This is a genomic window from Paraburkholderia sp. RL18-085-BIA-A, from assembly GCF_046027075.1.
Lineage (GTDB): Bacteria > Pseudomonadota > Gammaproteobacteria > Burkholderiales > Burkholderiaceae > Paraburkholderia.
Window position 1 is genome coordinate 153,930 of the sequence record NZ_JARESU010000004.1, and the last position, 18,874, is coordinate 172,803.

The 18,874-nt window shown below is 66.1% G+C and carries 23 protein-coding genes; 7 read left to right on the forward strand and 16 right to left on the reverse strand.

The window, feature by feature from the left end:
• Positions 1-33: 33 nt before the first annotated feature.
• From P0D89_RS04470 to P0D89_RS04480, 3 genes are all read right to left on the reverse strand, one after another.
• Positions 34-942, reverse strand: a complete 909-nt coding sequence (locus P0D89_RS04470) for a formate/nitrite transporter family protein (protein ID WP_408358423.1) — start codon at positions 940-942, stop codon at positions 34-36.
• Entirely contained in the window at positions 939-1,184 is a 246-nt protein-coding gene (locus P0D89_RS04475; RefSeq protein WP_408358424.1) for a hypothetical protein, read from the reverse strand. Before P0D89_RS04475 ends, P0D89_RS04470 begins: the two co-directional genes overlap by 4 nt.
• Positions 1,185-1,492: 308 nt before the next feature.
• On the reverse strand, positions 1,493-1,834 hold the full coding sequence (locus tag P0D89_RS04480) for a hypothetical protein (RefSeq protein WP_408358425.1): 342 nt from the start codon (positions 1,832-1,834) through the stop codon (positions 1,493-1,495).
• 471 nt (positions 1,835-2,305) lie between these two features.
• On the opposite strand from P0D89_RS04480, the gene P0D89_RS04485 reads away from it, so the two are divergent.
• The 5 genes from P0D89_RS04485 (at position 2,306) to P0D89_RS04505 (ending at position 5,901) form a co-directional block, all read left to right on the forward strand.
• Positions 2,306-2,599 (forward strand): EF-hand domain-containing protein, encoded by a 294-nt coding sequence (locus P0D89_RS04485; RefSeq protein WP_408358426.1) that lies wholly within the window; start codon positions 2,306-2,308, stop codon positions 2,597-2,599.
• A gap of 229 nt (positions 2,600-2,828) precedes the next feature.
• On the forward strand, positions 2,829-3,251 hold the full coding sequence (locus P0D89_RS04490; protein ID WP_408358427.1) for an outer membrane factor lipoprotein domain-containing protein: 423 nt from the start codon (positions 2,829-2,831) through the stop codon (positions 3,249-3,251).
• Positions 3,205-3,825 (forward strand): efflux RND transporter permease subunit, encoded by a 621-nt coding sequence (locus P0D89_RS04495; RefSeq protein WP_408358428.1) that lies wholly within the window; start codon positions 3,205-3,207, stop codon positions 3,823-3,825. The genes P0D89_RS04490 and P0D89_RS04495 overlap by 47 nt, the downstream gene beginning before the upstream one ends.
• A 16-nt stretch (positions 3,826-3,841) precedes the next feature.
• Positions 3,842-4,552 (forward strand): response regulator, encoded by a 711-nt coding sequence (locus P0D89_RS04500; RefSeq protein WP_408376198.1) that lies wholly within the window; start codon positions 3,842-3,844, stop codon positions 4,550-4,552.
• Positions 4,552-5,901 (forward strand): ATP-binding protein, encoded by a 1,350-nt coding sequence (locus P0D89_RS04505; protein ID WP_408358430.1) that lies wholly within the window; start codon positions 4,552-4,554, stop codon positions 5,899-5,901. The genes P0D89_RS04500 and P0D89_RS04505 overlap by 1 nt, the downstream gene beginning before the upstream one ends.
• 40 nt (positions 5,902-5,941) lie before the next feature.
• On the opposite strand, the gene P0D89_RS04510 is transcribed toward P0D89_RS04505, so the two are convergent.
• The 4 genes from P0D89_RS04510 to P0D89_RS04525 all read right to left on the reverse strand — a co-directional run bounded on the left by P0D89_RS04510 (position 5,942) and on the right by P0D89_RS04525 (position 8,286).
• Positions 5,942-6,208: a hypothetical protein gene (locus P0D89_RS04510; RefSeq protein ID WP_408358431.1), complete on the reverse strand. Its 267-nt coding sequence runs from the start codon at positions 6,206-6,208 to the stop codon at positions 5,942-5,944.
• A 103-nt stretch (positions 6,209-6,311) separates the two neighbouring features.
• Positions 6,312-6,647 (reverse strand): DUF1634 domain-containing protein, encoded by a 336-nt coding sequence (locus tag P0D89_RS04515; RefSeq protein WP_408358432.1) that lies wholly within the window; start codon positions 6,645-6,647, stop codon positions 6,312-6,314.
• Positions 6,644-7,543: a sulfite exporter TauE/SafE family protein gene (locus tag P0D89_RS04520; RefSeq protein WP_408358433.1), complete on the reverse strand. Its 900-nt coding sequence runs from the start codon at positions 7,541-7,543 to the stop codon at positions 6,644-6,646. The genes P0D89_RS04515 and P0D89_RS04520 overlap by 4 nt, the downstream gene beginning before the upstream one ends.
• Complete coding sequence (locus tag P0D89_RS04525) at positions 7,540-8,286, reverse strand: GntR family transcriptional regulator (protein ID WP_408376199.1); 747 nt, start codon at positions 8,284-8,286, stop codon at positions 7,540-7,542. Before P0D89_RS04525 ends, P0D89_RS04520 begins: the two co-directional genes overlap by 4 nt.
• Before the next feature lie 196 nt (positions 8,287-8,482).
• Here P0D89_RS04525 and P0D89_RS04530 point away from each other — a divergent pair, with 196 nt between their 5' ends.
• The gene (locus P0D89_RS04530) at positions 8,483-8,767 is read left to right on the forward strand and encodes a helix-turn-helix transcriptional regulator (RefSeq protein ID WP_408376200.1); all 285 of its coding nucleotides are present in this window, start codon (positions 8,483-8,485) and stop codon (positions 8,765-8,767) included.
• Positions 8,768-8,917: 150 nt separating this feature from the next.
• Here P0D89_RS04530 and P0D89_RS04535 read toward each other — a convergent pair whose 3' ends face one another.
• The 4 genes from P0D89_RS04535 to coxB form a co-directional block, all read right to left on the reverse strand.
• Positions 8,918-10,243, reverse strand: coding sequence for a ferredoxin reductase family protein (locus tag P0D89_RS04535; protein ID WP_408358436.1), 1,326 nt, complete (start codon positions 10,241-10,243; stop codon positions 8,918-8,920).
• An 84-nt stretch (positions 10,244-10,327) separates the two neighbouring features.
• Positions 10,328-10,666, reverse strand: a complete 339-nt coding sequence (locus P0D89_RS04540; RefSeq protein ID WP_408376201.1) for a hypothetical protein — start codon at positions 10,664-10,666, stop codon at positions 10,328-10,330.
• Positions 10,663-13,200, reverse strand: coding sequence for a cytochrome c oxidase subunit I (gene ctaD / locus P0D89_RS04545; protein WP_408376202.1), 2,538 nt, complete (start codon positions 13,198-13,200; stop codon positions 10,663-10,665). Before ctaD ends, P0D89_RS04540 begins: the two co-directional genes overlap by 4 nt.
• Positions 13,197-13,859: a cytochrome c oxidase subunit II gene (coxB, locus tag P0D89_RS04550; RefSeq protein ID WP_408362927.1), complete on the reverse strand. Its 663-nt coding sequence runs from the start codon at positions 13,857-13,859 to the stop codon at positions 13,197-13,199. The genes ctaD and coxB overlap by 4 nt, the downstream gene beginning before the upstream one ends.
• A gap of 75 nt (positions 13,860-13,934) precedes the next feature.
• Between coxB and P0D89_RS04555 the strand changes: the two genes are divergently transcribed.
• The gene (locus tag P0D89_RS04555; protein ID WP_408362929.1) at positions 13,935-14,447 is read left to right on the forward strand and encodes a DUF2231 domain-containing protein; all 513 of its coding nucleotides are present in this window, start codon (positions 13,935-13,937) and stop codon (positions 14,445-14,447) included.
• Here the strand turns inward: P0D89_RS04555 and P0D89_RS04560 are convergent.
• From P0D89_RS04560 to P0D89_RS04580, 5 genes are all read right to left on the reverse strand, one after another.
• Positions 14,411-14,923, reverse strand: coding sequence for a CopD family protein (locus P0D89_RS04560; RefSeq protein WP_408362931.1), 513 nt, complete (start codon positions 14,921-14,923; stop codon positions 14,411-14,413). The genes P0D89_RS04555 and P0D89_RS04560 overlap by 37 nt on opposite strands.
• A complete protein-coding gene (locus tag P0D89_RS04565; RefSeq protein WP_408362933.1) occupies positions 14,920-15,645 on the reverse strand; it encodes a cytochrome c oxidase assembly protein in 726 nt (241 codons plus the stop codon). The genes P0D89_RS04560 and P0D89_RS04565 overlap by 4 nt, the downstream gene beginning before the upstream one ends.
• A 347-nt stretch (positions 15,646-15,992) precedes the next feature.
• Complete coding sequence (locus P0D89_RS04570) at positions 15,993-17,492, reverse strand: CHASE2 domain-containing protein (RefSeq protein WP_408362935.1); 1,500 nt, start codon at positions 17,490-17,492, stop codon at positions 15,993-15,995.
• Between the two features lie 23 nt (positions 17,493-17,515).
• The gene (locus tag P0D89_RS04575) at positions 17,516-18,085 is read right to left on the reverse strand and encodes an OmpA family protein (protein ID WP_408362937.1); all 570 of its coding nucleotides are present in this window, start codon (positions 18,083-18,085) and stop codon (positions 17,516-17,518) included.
• A 44-nt stretch (positions 18,086-18,129) separates the two neighbouring features.
• Positions 18,130-18,624: a FecR family protein gene (locus tag P0D89_RS04580; RefSeq protein ID WP_408362939.1), complete on the reverse strand. Its 495-nt coding sequence runs from the start codon at positions 18,622-18,624 to the stop codon at positions 18,130-18,132.
• Positions 18,625-18,874: the final 250 nt, after the last annotated feature.

Consider the following 18,874-nt stretch of genomic DNA (forward strand, 5'->3'; position numbering starts at 1 on the left):
ACGCGGTGGATCAGCGACGGCTCACGCGACGGCTCAGCGGCTACCGCTGATCTCCGGCGCGATCGCGGCATGATTGAGCAGCGCCACCAGCGTCATGCCGCCGATGATGTTGCCGGCAAGTGTCGGCCACAGGAAGCGGAAGAAGTAGTCAGGCAAGCTCGCGTCGCCCGCCAAAAACGCGTAGGCCACTTCAGTCGATCCAGCGATGATGTGCGACAGATGGCTCACGGCCACCACATAGGTGATCAGCAAAACGGTCAGCAGACGCGCGGAGCGTGCGCTCGGCAACAGCCACACCATCAGCGCGATCAGCCAACCGGCGAAAATCGCGCGCACGAAAGTGGGCAGCGCGTTCTCCGGGCCGAGCGCGGCGCGCGACACCTCGCCGAGCGCATCCTCGACGGCGGGCGAAAACACTTCGGGAATCCGTAGCATCGCGGCGAAAATCCAGGTGCTGATCAAGTTGAAGACCAGCACGACGGCCCACAGACGCAGCGCCTTGAGCAAGGTCGGCATATCGCGCCGCGTCAATACCGGCAGCACGACGGTCAAGGTGCTCTCGGTGAACAGTTGCTGCCGGCCCATGATGACCAGCACGAAGCCCATCGAGTAGCCGAGGCTCGCCACCAGATAGCGCCAGGGCTCGTCCGGCAATCCGGCTTGCAGCACCGCTTGCGTGAGAAACGAGAAGCCCATCGACAACCCCGCCGCCAACGACGACCAGATCAACGCGCCGATGGTCCGCTCGAGCGCGGCTTCGCCTTCCGCACGAACGATTTCGTGCAGGACGAGCGCATGGGGCGCGGTATGGTCGGCGGCCTGATCCTGTTCCTCTTCGTCCAGATGCGGCGAGTCCGCGCCCGCGTCCCGCGCGCGTGCGTCTGGGGCGTCGGTGCTTGCCGCCACCTGTTTTCGCTGCTTCTCCTTCAGGGCCTGCGTCATGACTGGGTGGCCGTCGAATTGTGCGGCGGCTCGGCGGTCGCCGTTTCCTCCGACTTACGCAGCGAGCGCAACGTCGCTTCGAGCCGCGCGACACGCGCGCGTTGCGCCGGCATCATCGACGCGCGGTGCAGGACGCGCAGGCGGTGATGCCAGTACGACAGCGGCAAGCGATCACGTGAGGAGATCAGCCCGAAGACAACTTCGAGGTGGGCGATTTCCTTGTCTATGTTCTGGTAACTCATCTGATGTTCCGGGAAGTAGGGCGAGCTCGGCGCTAGCCAGAATGCAGCAGCAAGCGCCGTTCCTAACGAACGCAAACCGCGCTGCCGCACCGTTCATCGTGCAACGCAGTGTCCCAGCGCGCGCAGCCCCACGGTCCTCTCCCAAGGGGCTTCGGCGATTGTTCAGGACAACGGGAATTCACCTGGCGTGTTGGCGCGAAGCATGTCCTACGCTGCTTCAACTGTCTTTGTTGTAAGCAACGCATGGGCAACGTGCCGGGTGCGCGGAATGTCGCGGCTAGTGAGCCGCTCGCAAGCCGATGCGCGCGTTAGCGCGGGACCATCATGACCGGCTGCGCGTAGGTCACGGCAGGGGCGGGCACGAGCGCGTAGTTGGTGGGCGGCGGCACGACGACGGTGGTGTAAAGCGGAGCGGGTTTGATCGGCGCAACCGTGACGGACGCCGTGACCGGCACCGCAACGGGAGCGGCAACTGGCGGGGGCGCCGTCACATAGACCGGACTGACCGGCACGGAGTAGTAGACCAGCCGCGGCGGCGGCGCGTAGATCACGGCGGCGGGCATGTACACGACGACCCGGGCGAACGCGGTGGATGAGCAGGCGAGACCGATGGCGGTAAAGGTAGAAGCGCAGGCGAGACGAATAGTCACTGGGTACTCCTGAGACGTTGAGCGGCGCGTGTCTGGTTGAAACGCCGCGCCGGTGGTCCGGCTTCGCGTGGACGCTCGGCCGTTGCGTGATGCGCTCGTGGCGCGGGCGGCGCGAACGGTACATACGCTGTTTGCGATGTGTGCTGCGCCGGCAGACGAAAGATACGCAACGCAGCGTTGAAACGACACGGCAAAGTCATTTCATTCGATGTCACGACGAAGGTAACGGGCCGAGCGGGTTTCCGGCTCGCTGGCAGGCGCCGATGTATGAAGCGCAAGCTGCAATTCACACGCCGGGCGCGTCTCGCGCCCGCTGCCCTTGTGCGCGAAAAGCCATGACACGAGTCGACATGATTCTCAAATTGCCATCGGGCGACGCATCCACAAGAATTCGGCCTGTCATCGACGCGGATCGCGGCACAAGCAGGCGACGCCCGATGAATCAAGCGAAGATCAATGAAGGAATCGGTCATGAAGAAGTTGCTCGCCGCCATGCTGCTGTGCTGCGCATCCACCATCACGTTCGCCCAGAGCGCCACGCCGCAGGGCGGCAACCCGCAGCGCATGGAGCGGATGGCCCAGCAGTTGCAAATGCGCTTTTCGAACGCCAACACCACGCACGACGGCAAGCTCACCAAGCAGCAGGCCCAGGCGGGCATGCCGATGGTGGCCCAGCATTTCGACGAGATCGATACGCAGAAGGCGGGCTACATCACGTTGCCGCAGATCGCGGCATTCATGCAGGAACGCGGGGCAGCGCACTGAGCCGCGAAGGTATCGGAGTGATCGTAGGGGCGTGGCGCGGCGGGCCGTGCGGTCTGCGCGCGAACCCCGCGACGCCCGGCGCCGCAAAGCGGCGCTTGTCGTTCAACTTGTTCCTGCTCCGCGACCTGCTGTGTTCCGCTCGCTCATGCCTGGTCCCGCGTCCTTCTGCGTCGTGCCGCGAGCCACTCCGTCGAACCAGTGCCGTGCCTTGACGCCCAAAAAACGCGCGATGAAATCTGCCACGTCCCGCCGCCTGCGCCTTGTCAGCGCGTCGCTCAACGTGTCGTTCGGTGCGGCGCCGAGCGGATGCGTGACAGTCGGCCCGGAATTCAGGCAGCCCGACGTGACGCTCGAAGACCGGTGGATCGAGAGTTTGCCGAACAGCGCGCAGACCGCGCCCGCCGCTCAAGCGGCCTCGTGGACCGCGTTCAACGACCCGGGGCTCACCGCGCTCGAACAACGTGCGTATGAACGCAACCTGACGCTGCAAGTGGCCGGCTTGCATATCTTCAAGGCGGCCGCGCAACTCTCCATCAGCGAGCAGAATCCGCTGCCGCGGTCGGGCATCGTGTCGGTGGGCGCGAGCCATATCGACACGAGCGGCGTTGGCCCGATTCCGCACGCCCATCCTGATGGCCGGCATCGGCTATGAATGGACCGCGATGTCGCATCAGGAGAAGCTGGTCGGCAATTCGGCGTACTGGGTATTCGCGGTGGGCGTGCTGCTGGTGTTCTGCGTGCTGGCCGCGCAATATGAAAGCTGGCTGCGGCCGGTGGCCGTAGTGCTCGCGGTGCCGCTCGGGTTGCTCAGCACGGCCGGCACACTCGCGTTGCTCGGCGCGGCCAACAACCTGTACACGCAGATCGGCCTCGCGCTGCTGATCGCGCTGTCGGCGAAGAACGCGATCCTCGTCGTCGAATTCGCGCGGCATCTGCGCGTGCAGGGAGTGGGTATCGCCGAGGCCGCGGTGGAAACGGCGCGGCTGCGGTTCCGGCCGATCATGATGACCTCGTTCGCGTTCATTCCCGGCGTGGTGCCGCTCGTGATCGCGACCGGCGCCAGCGCGAGCGCGCGCTGCTCGCTCGGGATTGCGGTATTTTCGGGGATGCTCGCGTCCACCTGCATCGCCCTGCTGTTCATTCCGTCGTTCTACGTGCTGTTGCAGCGTCTTTCTGAACGGCACGCGGCGAAGAAGACGTTACGTGAGACGTCGCCGGACGCTTAAATCGAGGAGCATTCGCATGGATCGCCCCGCCAAGATCATCGTGCTCGACGACGAAGTCGAACTACGCAACATGCTGCAGCGGTTTTTGCGCGGCCACGGCTTCGACGTGCGCGTTGCCGAAGACAGCAGGCGCCTCGACCGTTATCTGGAGCGCGAGCCGTTCGATCTGCTGGTGCTCGATCTGATGATCGGCGAAGAGGATGGCCTGCAGATCTGCGCCCGCTTGCGCCAGCAGGGCCAGACCTTGCCGATTCTGATGCTGACCGCGAAGGGCGATCCGCTCGACCGCGTGATCGGTCTCGAAACCGGCGCCGACGACTACCTCGCCAAGCCGTTCCTGCCGCGCGAACTGGTGGCGCGCATCAACGCGCTGCTGCGCCGTCAGAAGATCGCGTCGGGCGATGTCACCGTGACTTCGCAAAGCGTGAGTTTCGGCGACTTCACGCTCGACGTCGGCAAGCAGGAACTGTCGCGCGCGGGCGTGCCACTCGAGATTCACTCGGCGCAGATGCTGCTGCTGGTCGCGCTGGCGTCGTCGCCGAACCGGCCGGTGAGCCGCGACAACCTGCTCGCGCGTGCGCGCGGCCGCGATCACGACGCGCTCGATCGCAGCATCGACGTGCAGGTGCTGCGGCTGCGGCAGATCGTCGAGTACGATCCGTCCAAGCCGCGTTTCATCAAGACCGTGTGGGGCGTCGGCTACATGCTGGCCGCGGACGTCGAGTGATGACCCACCCGCTGTTGCGCAGGGCGCTGCCGCGCACGCTGCTCGCGCGCAATATCGCGCTGCTGATCGTGCTCGTGATGTTGAGCCAGGTGTGTACGCTCGGCGTGTTGCTGCATTACGTGCAACGGCCTCGCGTTGACCGCGCGGCGGCCGTGTTCGCCGTTTACGTCACCATGCTCGACAACCTGCTGGCCGCCACGCCGTCCGGCGCGCGTAGCGCGTTGACCGCGCGTCTCGACGCGCGCGCGCAATTGCCGCCAGAGGCCACCGAGATGCCGCCGCCGAGTCTCGCGCGCGCGTATCGCACCTATCAGCGAGACATGTTTCTCGACAGCCTGCGCGCGCATCTGCCAGCCGACATGGCGGTGCGCTGGCAAACCGAACGCGGGCAGCGTCTGTGGATCCGCCTGCACGCGCCGGCCGACGCACCGCAAGCGCCGTACTGGATCGCGTTGCCGGTTCCCGAGGACGCGCAGGGCAACGGACTCGAAGCGGCGATTTTTCTGTCGCTCGGTCTCGGCGCGCTGGCCGCACTGGCCGGCTACGCGATCCAGCTTCACCTGAACGCGCCGCTTCAGGAGCTGACGCGGGCGGCGCGCCGCGTGAGCGCCGGCGAAGCGCCCGCGCAGCTGCCCACCGACGGCCCCAGCGAAATCGCGGCGGTGAGCAGCGCTTTCAATCAGATGACGCAGGCGTTGCAGGAAGCCGACGCGACGCGCGCGTTGATGCTGGCGGGCATTTCGCACGACATCCGCACGCCGCTCACCAAGCTGCGTCTGTCGATGGCGATGGCGATGCCGCACGGCAGTGACAGCAGTTTCGTGATTGCGGCCGAGTCGTATCTGGACCAGATCGAGACGATCTTGCAGCAGTTCATGGACTACGCGGGCAGCGGCGAGCGCGAGGCGCCGCTGCCCGGCGATCTGAATGTGCTGATCGAACGGCTCGCGGGCGACTTCGCGGGACTCGGGCACGAGTTCGAGTTGTCGCTTGCGCCGCTGCCGGCGCTCGCGTATCGGCCGATCAGCATGATGCGGCTATTGATGAATCTGATGCAGAACGCGATCGTGTACGGCGGCAGCGGTCTCGCCGTGCGCACCTGGGCCACCGCCGACACGGTAACGGTCACGGTCGGCGATCGCGGCAAGGGACTGTCGGCGCAGGAACTGGAGCAACTGAAAGCGCCGTTCCAGCGCGGCCGCAATGCGCGCGCGCATAGCGGCGGCACGGGGTTGGGGTTGTCGATCGTCGAGAGGATTGCGCGGCTGCATGGCGGCAGCCTGCGGTTTCATCCGCGCGAGGGCGGCGGGCTGGAAGTATGGGTGGTGTTGCCGGTGACGGCGGGGTAACCGACCGCGCGGGCCCGGCTCATTGCCGTTGGCGCCACGCTCACTCGCGGTCCAGCCACGCGTCCAGCCCGACGCGGAACGCCACGCCCGCGATTACCGGCACGGTCAGCATCAGGATGATGCCGAAGTTGGGAATCTCGTCGCCATACATGACCGTGCTGTAGAGCACGACGGTCGCCGCGATCGCGAACACCACCGCACCAACTGCGACCATCAGCAGATTGCGCACGGTGATGGACAGCGTCTTGCGCTTGACCTCGTCCGGCGTGGCGCTGGTCGTAGGGACTTCGTCGTGTTGGGCAGGCATGATGGTTCTCGCGGCTGAATAATGCGTGAGGAGCGACGGTATGTGACGCTCCGATGAGGGCGCGCGCCCGGCATCATACCCGCACGCGCCGCGGCCGCGCGGATCACGCCGCGCCGACCAGCAGTCCCGCCGCGACGATCGCCAGCACGAGCGCGGCGATCGCGCTGAAGCGGTAATCGCGTTGATGCAGGAACACTCCTAACATCAATATAAGCCGCATTATCGGCAGCAGGATGAAAAGCGCGATGCCCGCCGTTACGATCGACATGCCGGCCGGTGCCGCATGGGCTGCGCCGTGATGCGTGCCCGGCGCGAACAGCGAGCCCAGCGCAAGCGCGAGGCCGATCGCGATCGTGCCGCTGGCAATCCACGTGCCATAGTGCAGCAGGCGCGCCAGCCACTGTTCGAGCCACGCGCCGGCCCGCGCGACGCGCTTCATGCCGACGCCCCGAACAGATGGACGCCGAATGCTTCGAGCAGCATCTGCACGGCCAGCGCCGCGAGTATCGCGACGAACAGCACGCGCAGCCTGTCGTTGGACACCCGCATCAGCACCCGCGCACCGAGCACCGCGCCGGCGACCGAGCCCAGCGCCACCGGGCCGGCGATCGCGCTCACGATGTCGCCGCGCAGAAAGTAGGCGCCGGCGCTGGCCGTCGCGGTCACGCCGATCATGAAATTGGAGGTGGCCGACGAGACCTTGATCGGCAGGCGCAGCGCGGTGTCCATCGCGGGAATCTTCAGCACGCCGCTGCCGATGCCGAGCAGCGCCGAAATCAGACCGGCGCCGTACATCAGCGAGAGGCCCAGCGGGATGCGCTGCACGCGATATGCGACGTCGCGGCCGAGCGCGCGGTCAGGGTAGCTCGAATCCAGTTGCAGCGACGCACCCCACGCACGCACGCGCGCCGCGCGGTCGCCCGACGCGGCGCGCGCCGGATCGGCGCGCCGCGCGAGCATCTGCTGCGCGGACAGGATCAGGATGACGCCGAAGATGAAATACAGCACCGGCACCGGCACGAGCCCGCTCAGCAACACACCGGACAGCGCGCCGAGCGTGGTCGCCGTTTCCAGCACCACGGCGAGGCGGACGTTGGTCAGGCGCTCGCGCAGGAACGGCGCCGCGCCGCCGCACGAACAGGCGATCACCGAAACGATGCTCGCGCCGATCGCGACATGGATATCGAGGTGGCCGAACATCGTCAGGATCGGCACGATGAAAATGCCGCTCGCCATGCCGAGCATGCCGCCCAGCGCGCTCGCGCCGAGCGACACCGCGAACAGCCACAGCGTGTCGGCCAGGTTCGGCGCGAGCGCCAGTGCCGCGCCGCTCATCGGTGGGCCGGCTTGCGCCGGGCGAGACGGGTGACGAACTGGATCTGGTCGCCGCGGTAGTACAGCTTTTCGTAATCGACGGGACGGTTGCCGTCGCCATACGAGGTGCGCTCGATCAGAAAAATCGGGCTGCCGGTTGCGATCTCCAGAGCGCGCGCGACCGCTTTGTCCGCGGCGATCGCTTCGAGCCGGTATTCCGCTTCGATCAGTGCAAGCCCGTACTTCTGTTCGAGCAGCGCGAAGATCGGCTCGGCCTCCAGATCGTTTTCGATGATCTTTTCGCCGATGTCTTTGGGTAGCCAGGTTTCATCGAACGACAGCGGCGTGCCGTCGGCGATGCGCACGCGCTGGATGTGCACGACCGGCGTGCCGGGCTCGAGCGCGAGCTTCGCGGCCACCGTGTCGCCGGCGATTTCGAGCCGCTTCGTGAGCAGCCGCGCGCTCGGCTTGCGGCCATGCGCGCGCATGTCTTCGACAAAGCCACTCAGTTCGGTGAGCGGCTGCGTGAGGCGCGGTTGCGTGACGAAGGTGCCCTTGCCGCGGCGAATTTCGATCAGCCCGCGCGCAATCAGGTTCTGCACCGTTTTTTGCAGCGTGGTGCGGCTGATGCCGAAGCTCGCGAGCAGGCTCGCCTCGTTGGGCAACTGGCTGCCCGGCGGGTAGGTGCCGTCGGCAATGCGTTCGGCGAGCGCCGCTTCGACTTGCGCGTATAGCGGGAGCGGGTTTGGAAGGGCGGAAGACATTGCGACATCATGACGTCATGATGTCGAAGAGTCAAGCGCGGTTTGCGAGACTTGGGCACTGTGTGCTTGTCGCGCCTTACTGCGCTGCTGGCTGTCACGCCGGCCGCCGAGCCCGCCGCTCGTCGTCAAAGTCGTGCCGGCTGCCCCGGCGAGCCTGCCCGGCGATGGGAATCTCGCCGCGCGCGCGATCCTGTTCGTGCTGGAACCCGACGGGCGCAGCGATCCGGACCTGGTCTTTCTCATCAAGACTTTCCAACTGACGCGGCGCGAGGCTTCGCTCGCGGTATTGCTCGCGCGGGGAATCGACCTGGACGACACGGCATCGCGGATCGGAATCGGCGTTGGAACCGCGCGCGGTTATATGAAGCAGATCTTCGCCAAGACCGATATCCACAGACAGGCGGAACTCGTCGCACTGCTGTTGGGACGTTGCGTGCACTTCACCTGCCAACGGAGTGATGGCATCCAGTACCGGCGGTGAGCGCTGTAATGGGTCGCGCGCTGCTTGCCGCTTCGCGGCTAATGCATCGAACTCACCCGCAAGAACGCGAACACCAGCGACAACACCACCACGATCACACCCGTCGCAACAGCCAGGCGGTTGGCGAACAATCGACGCATCGCAACTCTCCTAGACGAAGCTGTAGCGTTCGGAATGGTAGCGCGCGAGCGGCACTTTCATCTCGCCGAGCGCGGTTTCGATCGCGTCCATCATCACGTCGGGGCCGCAGATGAAGTACTCGTGCGCGGCGTACTCGGGTGGCAGATGACGCCTGAACACCTCGGCGGTGACGCGCCCCGTTTCGCCGGTCCAGCCTTCAGGCGGCTGCGAGAGCACATAGACGATTTTCAGATCGAGCCGCGTTTTCAGCGTCTCCAACTCCTCGCGGAAGGTCAGCGAGTCCCACGTCTTGCTGCCGTACAGCAGCACGAGCGGGCGTGTGTCGCCGCGATCGGCGAGCGTGCGGATCATGCTCATCATCGGCGTGATGCCGATGCCGCCCGCGATCAGCACGTGCATGTCCGTCGGATTGCCGATCGTGAACGCCCCATACGGTCCGTCGAGATAAACCCGCTGCCCGGCCGTCGCCGTTTTGACCGCGCTGGTGAAATCGCCGAGGTCGCGGATCGTCATCTCGACGCGGCCGTCCGCGGCCTCGGCGCTCGACGAAAATGAAAACGGGTGCCCGGTGATGCGGAACGGGCTCGCCCATAGCGTGAGCCAGCCGAACTGCCCCGGCTTGAAGCGAAAGCCCGCGTGGCCGTCGGGCAGCATCACGAGCGTGGTCGTATCGCCGCGTTCCGTGCGCACCTCGGTCACACGATAAGGACGCCGCAGCATGAAAAGCGGCTTGAACAGGCGCACATAGAACAGCAAGCCGATCCAGAAGATCGTCATGCCGATCCATAGCGTGCGCTTGAGCGGATCGACCAGATAAAAGCCCCAGCCGACCATATGCAGCATGCCGGCCGCGATCGCGACCAGCGCGAGCACGATATGGGAGAGATGCCACAACTCGTAACGAATCTTTAGCTGTTGCCGCCACAACGCCGTGATGACCAGCAGGATCAGCGAGCCGATCGACAGCACCGCGAAGCGCGCCCCCCAAGGAATATCCCACACCGAATCCGGCAGCGCGAGCGACGGCGAGCCGATCGCGATCAGAATCAGCGGATGCGCGACGACGAGACCGACCGCCATCAGCGAGATGCGCCGGTGAAAGTGATAGATGACGTCCTCGCCCCACGGCTCGGTCACGTGCCGAAAACGTGCGGTGAGGCCGAATTGCAGTCCCATCATCGCGAGGCCGGTATAGCCGAGCGCCACTGAGAACTCGGTGCCGAAATTGCGCGCGGGGGGCAGGTTGCCCGCGAGCAGCGCGAACAGCGGCGCGAGAATGAACAGCAGATAGATGGCGGACCAGATGGCCTTGCGCACGAGATCGCGATACTGCATGAAATCCCTCTCTGTTTCAGCAGCGAAGCGGTTTGAGCGGACCGTGGCGCCGGCCGTCGCCGTACCCGCTTCGAGCGGCGCCCGTCAGATGCACGTCGTCAGCAGAAGCGCGGGCCCGAACGTGATGACAGTCGCGACCAGCGCGGCGATCAAGGTCCAGATGACGACCGTATGCATGAACGTGCTGATGCGCTCGGGACCGGGGTCGCGATTCGCGGCCGCACGATAACGCCACAGCCAGCCGATCGCGACCAGATGCACGAGCAGGACGAGAGCGAGGCTCATGCGCAGCGGGCCGGTGGACCAGCCGAACGCACAGCCGATCGCGTGCAGCGCATACAGGATCACCAGCGCGACGCACCAGATCGTGAAGCCCACGGCGAGCCACCATAAGCGCCGGGGGAAAAGCGTGCGTCCGTTCATGGCCTGGCTCCCAGCATCGCCACCAGCGCGGGCAACGCGAGCACGAGGCCCAGCGCGATGATGCCCGTCGCCAGCGTGTAGTCGACCCATAAGCGCGTGAGGCGCAGATCCGTGAGCCGTCGCGGCGAAATGAACCCGGCCCCGATGCGCAGAACATTGCTGATCAGAAACAGCAGCCCGATGCCGGCATGAATCCCGACATACGTGAGCAGCGCGGCGGCCGTCGCGCCGAGCGCGTGCTCGCGCGGATGCGGCGTGACACCGGCGATTAGCGTGACATCGGCGGCGATCGCGATGACCAGCGTCAGCACGGCCACGCCAATCCAGCGATGCGGGTGGCGGTCGGCGGCGGCGGCGCGCAGGGAGCCGCGCGCAGCCGCCGCCGCGACCGCCAGCGCGACCACCGTGACAAGCGCGAGCAGGCGGCTCGGCTCGGGCGTCACGGCGGCCGGCCAGTTCGGCGCGGCGATCCACAGATAGAACGTGCCGAACACCAGCGATGTGAACAGCGTGCCGTTCGCGACCAGCGTGCAGATCAGCGCGAGCCACGCGGGCGCGCCGGCCACTTCGGTATGCGGCGGCACGCTGACGCCTCGTCCCACCGGCAGCGGTCCGTAGTCGCGCGCGTGACCGGCGCTCTGGCCGGCGTAGATGAACAGGCCGAAGGTCACGAACGCGAGCGCGAGCGACACCAGATAGAACTTGAACAGCATCGCCAGCACCGCCGCGCAAGTCACGAGCGCGGTGACGAGCGGCAGATAGGTCGAGCGCGGCAGCACGATGAGTTGCTCAGGTTCGCCCGAGGTCATGTGCACACCGAGCGTCTCCTGCCAGCCGTTGCGCGTGAAGCCGAGATAGCCGTCGCCGCGCGCGAGCCGCGCCGCGAGCTTGCCGGGCGCGACGCCTTCCGTTTCGTCACCGATTCGCGGGAGCGACGCGAACGCATAGGGCGCGGGCGGAATCGGCATCGCCCATTCGAGCGTGGTCGAATCCCACGGGTTGCGCCGCACGCGCCGCCCGTAGCGCAGTTGCACGACGATGTCGATCGCCACGAGCGCGAAGCCGATCGTCATCACGAAACCACCCACCGACGACAGCAGATTGAGCCAGTTCCAGCCCTCGTCGCCGCGATAGGTGAAGATGCGCCGCGGCATGCCGAGCAGGCCGGTCAGATGCATCATGAAGAACGTCATGTTGAAGCCGATGAAGACCAGCCAGAAGGCCGGCTGCGACAGCTTGTACACGGCGGTGCGGCCGGTCAGCAACGGCAGCCAGTAGTAGAACGCGGCGAGCATCGGAAAGGCGAGCGCGCCGGCCACCACATAGTGCATGTGCGCGACGACGAAATAGGTGTCGTGCGCCTGCCAGTCGAACGGCACCATCGCGAGCATCACGCCGGTCAGCCCGCCCGCCGTGAACACGAAGAAGAAGCCGAACACGTACAGCATCGGCACGTCCCAGCGCGGCCGGCCGTGCGACAGCGTAGCGAGCCACGCGAAGAACTGGATCGCGGTCGGCACCGCGACGACCGCCGAACCGGCCGAGAAGAACGCGAGTGCCAGATGCGGAATGCCCACCGTGAACATGTGGTGCACCCAGATGCCGAAGCTCAGGAACGCCAGCGCGATGATCGCGACCACGATGGCCCGGTAGCCGACCAGCGGCCGTCGTGCGAACACCGGAATGATGGTCGACAGCACGCCCGCCATCGGCAGGAAGATGATGTAAACATCCGGGTGGCCGAACAGCCAGAACAGGTGCTGCCACAGCAGCGGATCGCCGCCGCGCCGCGGATCGAAGAAGGGCAGGCCGAACGCGCGCTCGACTTCGAGCAGGATCGAGCCGAGGATCAGCGGCGGAAACGCCACGATCATCATCATCGCGGTGACGAGGATGTACCACGCGAAGATCGGCATGCGGTCGAGCGACATGCCGGGCGCGCGCATCTTCAGGATCGACACGACGATTTCCATTGCCAGCGACAGCGCCGAAATCTCGACGAAGGTGATGCCGAGCAGCCACACGTCGGCGTTGATGCCCGGCGTGTAGACGTTCGAGCTGAGCGGCGTGTACATGAACCAGCCGCCGTCGGGCGCGGCGCGCAGGATCAGCGAGACCGTCAGGATCGTGCCGCCGAACAGATAGCACCAGTAGCCGTACGCGGTCAGGCGAGGAAACGCGAAGTCGCGCGTGCCGAGAATTTTCGGCGTGAGGTAGACCGCGAAGCTCTCCACCATCGGAATCGCGAACAGGAACAGCATCATCGAGCCGTGCATCGTGAAGACCTGGTTATAGGTCTCGGCGTCCATGAAGGCCGCGTGCGGCGTCGCGAGCTGCACGCGCGTGAGCATGCCCAGCACGCCCGCGATCGCGAAGAACAGGAACGACGTGATCATCATGCGCATGCCGAGGACCGTATGGTTCACGGCGGCAAGCCGCTGCACGCCCGGTCCGGTGGCCCAGATCGCGGCGAGCTGGCGATGCAGCCGCAACGCGTTGGCGCCCTGTGACGGCGGCTCGACGGGCACACTCATTTTTTCTCCTCCGCGCTGGCGGCCGCCTGCTTGACGGCGGCGGCAAAGTCTTCCGGACGATCGACGATCACCGTGAAGTGCATCCCTGCATGACCCAGCCCGCAAAACTGGTTGCATTGCCCTTCGTAGCGGCCGGGTTGATCGGCTTGCACACGCAGACGTGTGGCGTGTCCGGGGACCGCGTCGATCTTGCCCGCGAAGCGCGGAATCCAGAACGAGTGCACGACGTCCTCGCTGGTGACGACGATGTCGACGGGCGTGCCCGCGGGCAGATGCAACACGTCCTGGGTTTGCAGGCCGCCCTGGTCCGGATAGCGGAAGGTCCAGTTCCATTGTTTGGCGACCGCGTCGATGCGCGCGGGCGCATGGCCCGGCAGCGGCAACAACCGTTCGCCGGCAAAGAGCGCATAGCCGATCAGCGGGATCAGAATCACGGCGGGCAGCACGAGGCCGCCCAGCACGATCCAGCGCGCGGGCGACATGCGCGAGCCCCAGCCCGGTTGCCGCATCACCAGCGCGAACAGCACGAGCACCAGCGCGAACAGCACGGCGGAGCCGGCCAGCATCACCCACCACAGCCCCGCGATCGATGCCGCGGCGGGTCCGGAAGGCGCCAGCGTCGACAGCGGCCCGGCGCAACCGGTGAGCCCCGCGATCAATCCCGCTTGGACCGGTACCCGCCAGCAGCTATGATGGTTCGCAGGCTCACCCATTCGACGTAAGGGGTACGAACCATGGCAAGGAAAGACGATTCCGGATCTCATCCGAAAAGCGAAGTGCTGCTGGAGTTGCTGCGGCTCGACGCGGGTTCGGCCGTGGCCTTCGTCGGCCATCCGATACACGTGATGATGGTGCACTTCCCGATTGCGTTCGTCGTCGCCACGTTCGGCGTGGACGTCATCTACTGGTGGTCGGGCGATCCGTTCTGGATCAGGGCGGGCCTCTGGGCGGCCGGCTTCGCGTTCTGGAGCGGCGTGGCCGCGAGTCTCGTCGGCACCGCCGAACTGCTGCTCGTGCGCGGCATCCGTCTCAGGGAAGCGAGCTGGTCCCACGCGGTGGCCGCGATGACTCTGGTCGCGATCGCCGGGGCCAACTGGGGTGTGCGTCTCTACTATCCCGAGCAGATCCTGCCGCATGGGCTTGCGCTGTCGGCGCTCGCGTCGGTGATGACGGGCTTTGCCGGCTGGCATGGAGGCAAGCTCGTGTTCGATCATGGTGTCGGCATTCTGGTGTCGCCGAAGGACTGATGCAGCCATCGGGCGAGTCCGCCGGGCTCGAACAGATGCGCGGCGAACAGGGTTGAATCGACGTGCGGCTTCGCGAGCACGAGCCAGATGATCGCGACGATCACCACCACATAGGCGGTCGTCAACGCGATCGACGACAGCCGGCTGAAGTGTCCGTCGGGCATGAACAGATGCAGCATGACGAGGCCCGCCACCACGTGCAGCATCGCCATGATGCCGACCAGTACCATCTTCAGGGAGAACCATTCGACGAAGGTGGCTTGCAGGAAGATCAGCGCGGTGCCGCTCGCAATCGCGACGAACGCGGCGGGCGAAGTCAGCTCCACATAAACTAGTCTCGTGATGCGGTGCAGCCGGTCGAGTTCGGAGCCCGGCGCGAGCGCACGGCGCTGCCGGAACAGAAAGGGCAGCACGATCAGGCCGCCCGACCAGATTGCGATCGCGGCGAGATGGATGAACTTCAGCAGGGTCGTCACAAGGCGGGCTCTCTGGGGCGCAGGCTGGACCAGGCGATCCAGAGTCCCGCTGCGAGATAAGGGATCATAGCCAGTACCCACATCAGCAGTCCGGCAAGTTGCTGGTCGGCGAGCGGGGTGAGCCCCCACGCGGCGGTGCTGGCGAAATGCACGACGTACAGCGGCGCGGGCGCGAAGACGATCAACGCGCCGAGCAGACCCATCTGGCCGATCGTCGCGACCAGCGCCATCAGCGCGGCGCCCGTCTGCACCGACGGCTCGAACACGCCGCGCCACATCAGCCAGGCGCTCGCGAGCAGCGTGATCTGCATCAGCCAGTAAGCGGGCACCGTGGCGAGTCCCCACGCATACGGCCCCGGCGCGTGCCACAGCCACACGATGACCGCATGCGCGGCGACCACGGGGACGAGCGGCGGATAGCCGACACGCGGCAACGGAAAGGCGCGCGCAAGCAAGGGCGCAACGGCCGCGATGAGAATGATGTGATGCGTCACGCGCGCGGAGAACAAGGCCGACGAAAGCGCGCACAGCGGCGAGACGAACACGACGGCCATCAGCGCAATCGCGGCCCAGCCCGCGCGCGCATCGGCCGAGCGGCCGCTGGCGACCACGAATGCGAGCGCGGCAAGCGCTGCGAGCAGCAGCGGGTCGGTGTTCCAGCGCAGCCACAGATCGTCGGGCACGGCCGCCGGTCCGCAATAGGCGACTAGAAAATTGGGCATGGCGCGCTATTTTCCGAGGGGCCAACTGAAGGACCCACTGAAGGGCCGGTTGCCATGCCGCGACACATTGCTCGTTTTTTTCTTCGCGACCCGCGCGCGCTCGTCGAAGGGGAGACCTGATCGCCGACCTGCACGCTCACCGGGAAGCTTGCCGCATCTGCCATTTCCGTCACCTCGCACGTCGTTACGTTGAACGCGTTGGAAGAACCTGGAAAATCGTCGAGACGGTTCGCGATCTGAGTGATCGTGCATGTACTGTAGTTCAAATCGGACGCTTTAGGGTCAGCTATGTGAAAACGGGCTGTTGTGCGCCGTTGTTTACAGCGACCTTGCGCGCGGCCGCCGCGTCAAGCCTCGGGCGCTTTGCCCGTGCTGTTTTTATCGGCTGGGTGGGTTTGCGCGAGGGCGGCGTCCGCGCGCGCCTGTTCCTGCAGATGGAGCAACGCGGGTGACAGAAAGCACCCCATGACCGCCGACAGGATGATGAAAATTGCGGCCGCGTCGACCAGAAATCCGAAGCGCACGAAGATGTAGAAGCAGCACACCAGATTCAGCAGATGCAGGGACAGCCCCACCATCGCGACTCCCTTGGGCACCGTCTGGATGAACTGCGCGAGCCGCGATTTCTTGCGCGGCACGTACCAGACGATCAGTAGACCGAACGTCATGATGAAGCCGCTCTCCGTCCATTTCAGCCAGGTGGGGCGGCGCAGGAAACGTCCCTCGAAGATCGTCTCGATCACCTGAGCCTGAATCTCGATACCCGGCACCAGTTCGCCCAGCGGGGTCGTGCGCATGTCGGTGACGCCGGCGCCGGTCAGTCCGACCAGCACGAGTTTGTCGCGGATGCGGTCCGCGTCGACCCTGCCTTCCAGGATGTCTCGCGCGGACACGTAGCGCCCCAGCGTCGAGCGGATGGACGCGAAATGCAGCCAGATGTCGCCGCCTGGTTGCGTCGGCACCTCCACATCCGCGACGCCGACCGCCTGCACGCCCGAGTTGTCGGCATACACCTCGAGCGCCGTCGATCCCGTCGCGACGCGCAGCATTTCCATCGGCAGGCTGGGCACCAGCCGGTCGCCCAGGCCCAGCACGAGCGGTATATGCCGGACCACGCCCTGTTCGAGCGCCACGCTTAGCAGCGCTTGCCCGTGGGCCGCCGCTTGCAGTTCGGGCAGGCTCGCGAGCACGTAGTCGAAGTGCCGCACATGGTCCAGCGGATCGCCGCCGTGCACGAGGAACGGCGCGGTCCGCAGCGTGGTGTGGGTGGCGAACGCGGCATGATCGAGTGCGGCCGCGCCGAGGATGGTCGGCGCCGCGCGCAACGAGCCGGCGAGAATCGCATCGTGACTGGGCAGCGCCCGCAACCCGGCGGCCAGGGCCCCGGCTGTCTTCGGCAGATTGTCGGCGACCCGGTCGGGCGAAGTCTGGTCCGGCTCCGGCATGTAGATGTCCAGGCCGATGGCAAGCGGCTTGTGCGCCGCGATGGCGTCGACCAGACCCGCGAGCCGGTTGCGCGGCCAAGGCCATTGGCCGACGCTGGCCAGCGTCTCCTCGTCGATCTCGACGATGGTCACGGGCTGGGCTGCCGGAATCCGCGGGAAGTGACGTTGATACTGGTCGAACAGAAGCTGGCGGGCCGTCTTGAAGGAGTCCGGCAGCGCGTCGTCGAGCGTGTCGACGAATGCCGGACGCGGGATGTCGCTCGGCCATTCGCTGGTCAGATTCAGCAGGCTCAGCGCGAACAACACCACCAATGCCACCGGACGCCCCTGGAGCGCCTTCAGCAGTTTCCAGATCCGCTCACGCCATGGGTCGTAGTAGCGTTTGATCGAGGGGAAGGCCATTCAGCGGCGACGAGCGGAGAGCGTCATTGAATCGTGATGACGACGCGCCGGTTCATCTTGTGGGGCACGCCGTCCGCCGTCTGGACCAGCGGCTCGCGCTTGCCCCGGCCGGCGATCTCTATTTGACGCGCGGGAATGCCTTGCTTGACGAGGAACGCCGCCGCGCTCTGGGCCCGCCGCAGCGACAGCCGGTCGTTGAACTCCTGGGAGCCGGCCAGATCGGTGTGACCGATGACCACCACCTGAGGCGCAGGCCAGGTCGCCAGCACGGCTTTCAGCTTTGCGACCGTGGCCGGAGATTCCGGCGCCAGTTCGGTGGCCGAGTCGAAGAGGAAGAACAACGTGAATGTCATCGGGCGAGGCGGCCGGGCGGCGAGCAGTGCGCCATATCGGGCTTGCACGCCGGATTGGCTATCCATGGTCTTTTCCATCGTGCCGTTCTGCGCGACATCGACGCCGGCGTAAGCCTTGTCGATGGTCTGCTCGCCGTTCGCGCTGTGGACCACGACCGCGCCGACTTTGCCCTCCGGATCGGGCAACAGGATGATTTTGTCCGGCGGCGTGCTGCAGCCGGACAACCAGGCCAGCGTCACGAATGCCGCCGCTGACGCGAGGCGCTGAGGTCGGATGACGACTTTCAACGCGCACTCTCCCCTCTGTCACCGACTTCGATGATGAATGCCGTGCCGCGCACGCCCAGCGTGGTGGTCGGCGTGCTGAAGCGGACCGCGTCCGGGTTCGCGTGGGCCAGCTTGCCGGAGATCACCGACAGCGAACCGCGTTTGACGCTCGCATGAAGCACGCCGTCATGGGTCGTGCTGTTGAATGCGAACTGGTCGAGTTCGAGCGTGGTGTTGGCGCCGGCCGAGAGTTGGGTCGTGTCGCGCAGCGTGATGCCGACGGACGATTCCGGGCCGGTCACCACGCGATCGCTGCTGTACACGTCGCTGCCGATCGCCGCGCCCGAGCTGCCGCCGGCCCGCTCGATCCGCACGGTGCCCTTCACGGTTTTGACGACGCCGGCGGCATCGGCGGGGTTGGCGGCGTCGGCTGCAAGCACAGTGGCGGCGGCCATGCAGCCGCAGGCAAGGATCAGGACACGAAGGACATGGGTGACGGACTGGGGACGCATCGGTGGCACCTGCTGGCGTAAGCGCTAGTTTCCACGGGGCAGCGCGGCTTGCCGATGTCGACGTGGTGTTGTGACCGATATTTGCTCGACTGCTCGCGGAGCCGGGACGGGTGTAGGGCACGCGCAAACGCGGGTCCCGGAAGCTGGGGAGTCGTTCTCGCGGCACCCCGCAGAATAGGGCGCCCGGCGCCGATCGCTCTGTGCGGTTCCGCGCATATCGTGGTCAGACGCAATGGGGTTCGCGCAATGC

Bases quoted from the DNA above. Each gene is read 5' to 3' on its own strand.
- P0D89_RS04535 (WP_408358436.1), bottom strand. From the start codon at position 10,243: ATGCAGTATCGCGATCTCGTGCGCAAGGCCATCTGGTCCGCCATCTAT.
- P0D89_RS04525 (WP_408376199.1), bottom strand. From the start codon at position 8,286: ATGTCTTCCGCCCTTCCAAACCCGCTCCCGCTATACGCGCAAGTCGAA.
- P0D89_RS04485 (WP_408358426.1), top strand. From the start codon at position 2,306: ATGAAGAAGTTGCTCGCCGCCATGCTGCTGTGCTGCGCATCCACCATC.
- P0D89_RS04555 (WP_408362929.1), top strand. From the start codon at position 13,935: ATGGCAAGGAAAGACGATTCCGGATCTCATCCGAAAAGCGAAGTGCTG.
- P0D89_RS04510 (WP_408358431.1), bottom strand. From the start codon at position 6,208: ATGCCTGCCCAACACGACGAAGTCCCTACGACCAGCGCCACGCCGGAC.
- P0D89_RS04490 (WP_408358427.1), top strand. From the start codon at position 2,829: ATGAAATCTGCCACGTCCCGCCGCCTGCGCCTTGTCAGCGCGTCGCTC.
- P0D89_RS04515 (WP_408358432.1), bottom strand. From the start codon at position 6,647: ATGAAGCGCGTCGCGCGGGCCGGCGCGTGGCTCGAACAGTGGCTGGCG.
- P0D89_RS04470 (WP_408358423.1), bottom strand. From the start codon at position 942: ATGACGCAGGCCCTGAAGGAGAAGCAGCGAAAACAGGTGGCGGCAAGC.
- P0D89_RS04580 (WP_408362939.1), bottom strand. From the start codon at position 18,624: ATGCGTCCCCAGTCCGTCACCCATGTCCTTCGTGTCCTGATCCTTGCC.
- P0D89_RS04500 (WP_408376198.1), top strand. From the start codon at position 3,842: ATGGATCGCCCCGCCAAGATCATCGTGCTCGACGACGAAGTCGAACTA.
- P0D89_RS04570 (WP_408362935.1), bottom strand. From the start codon at position 17,492: ATGGCCTTCCCCTCGATCAAACGCTACTACGACCCATGGCGTGAGCGG.
- P0D89_RS04475 (WP_408358424.1), bottom strand. From the start codon at position 1,184: ATGAGTTACCAGAACATAGACAAGGAAATCGCCCACCTCGAAGTTGTC.
- ctaD (WP_408376202.1), bottom strand. From the start codon at position 13,200: ATGAGTGTGCCCGTCGAGCCGCCGTCACAGGGCGCCAACGCGTTGCGG.
- P0D89_RS04540 (WP_408376201.1), bottom strand. From the start codon at position 10,666: ATGAACGGACGCACGCTTTTCCCCCGGCGCTTATGGTGGCTCGCCGTG.
- P0D89_RS04520 (WP_408358433.1), bottom strand. From the start codon at position 7,543: ATGAGCGGCGCGGCACTGGCGCTCGCGCCGAACCTGGCCGACACGCTG.
- P0D89_RS04505 (WP_408358430.1), top strand. From the start codon at position 4,552: ATGACCCACCCGCTGTTGCGCAGGGCGCTGCCGCGCACGCTGCTCGCG.
- P0D89_RS04565 (WP_408362933.1), bottom strand. From the start codon at position 15,645: ATGCCCAATTTTCTAGTCGCCTATTGCGGACCGGCGGCCGTGCCCGAC.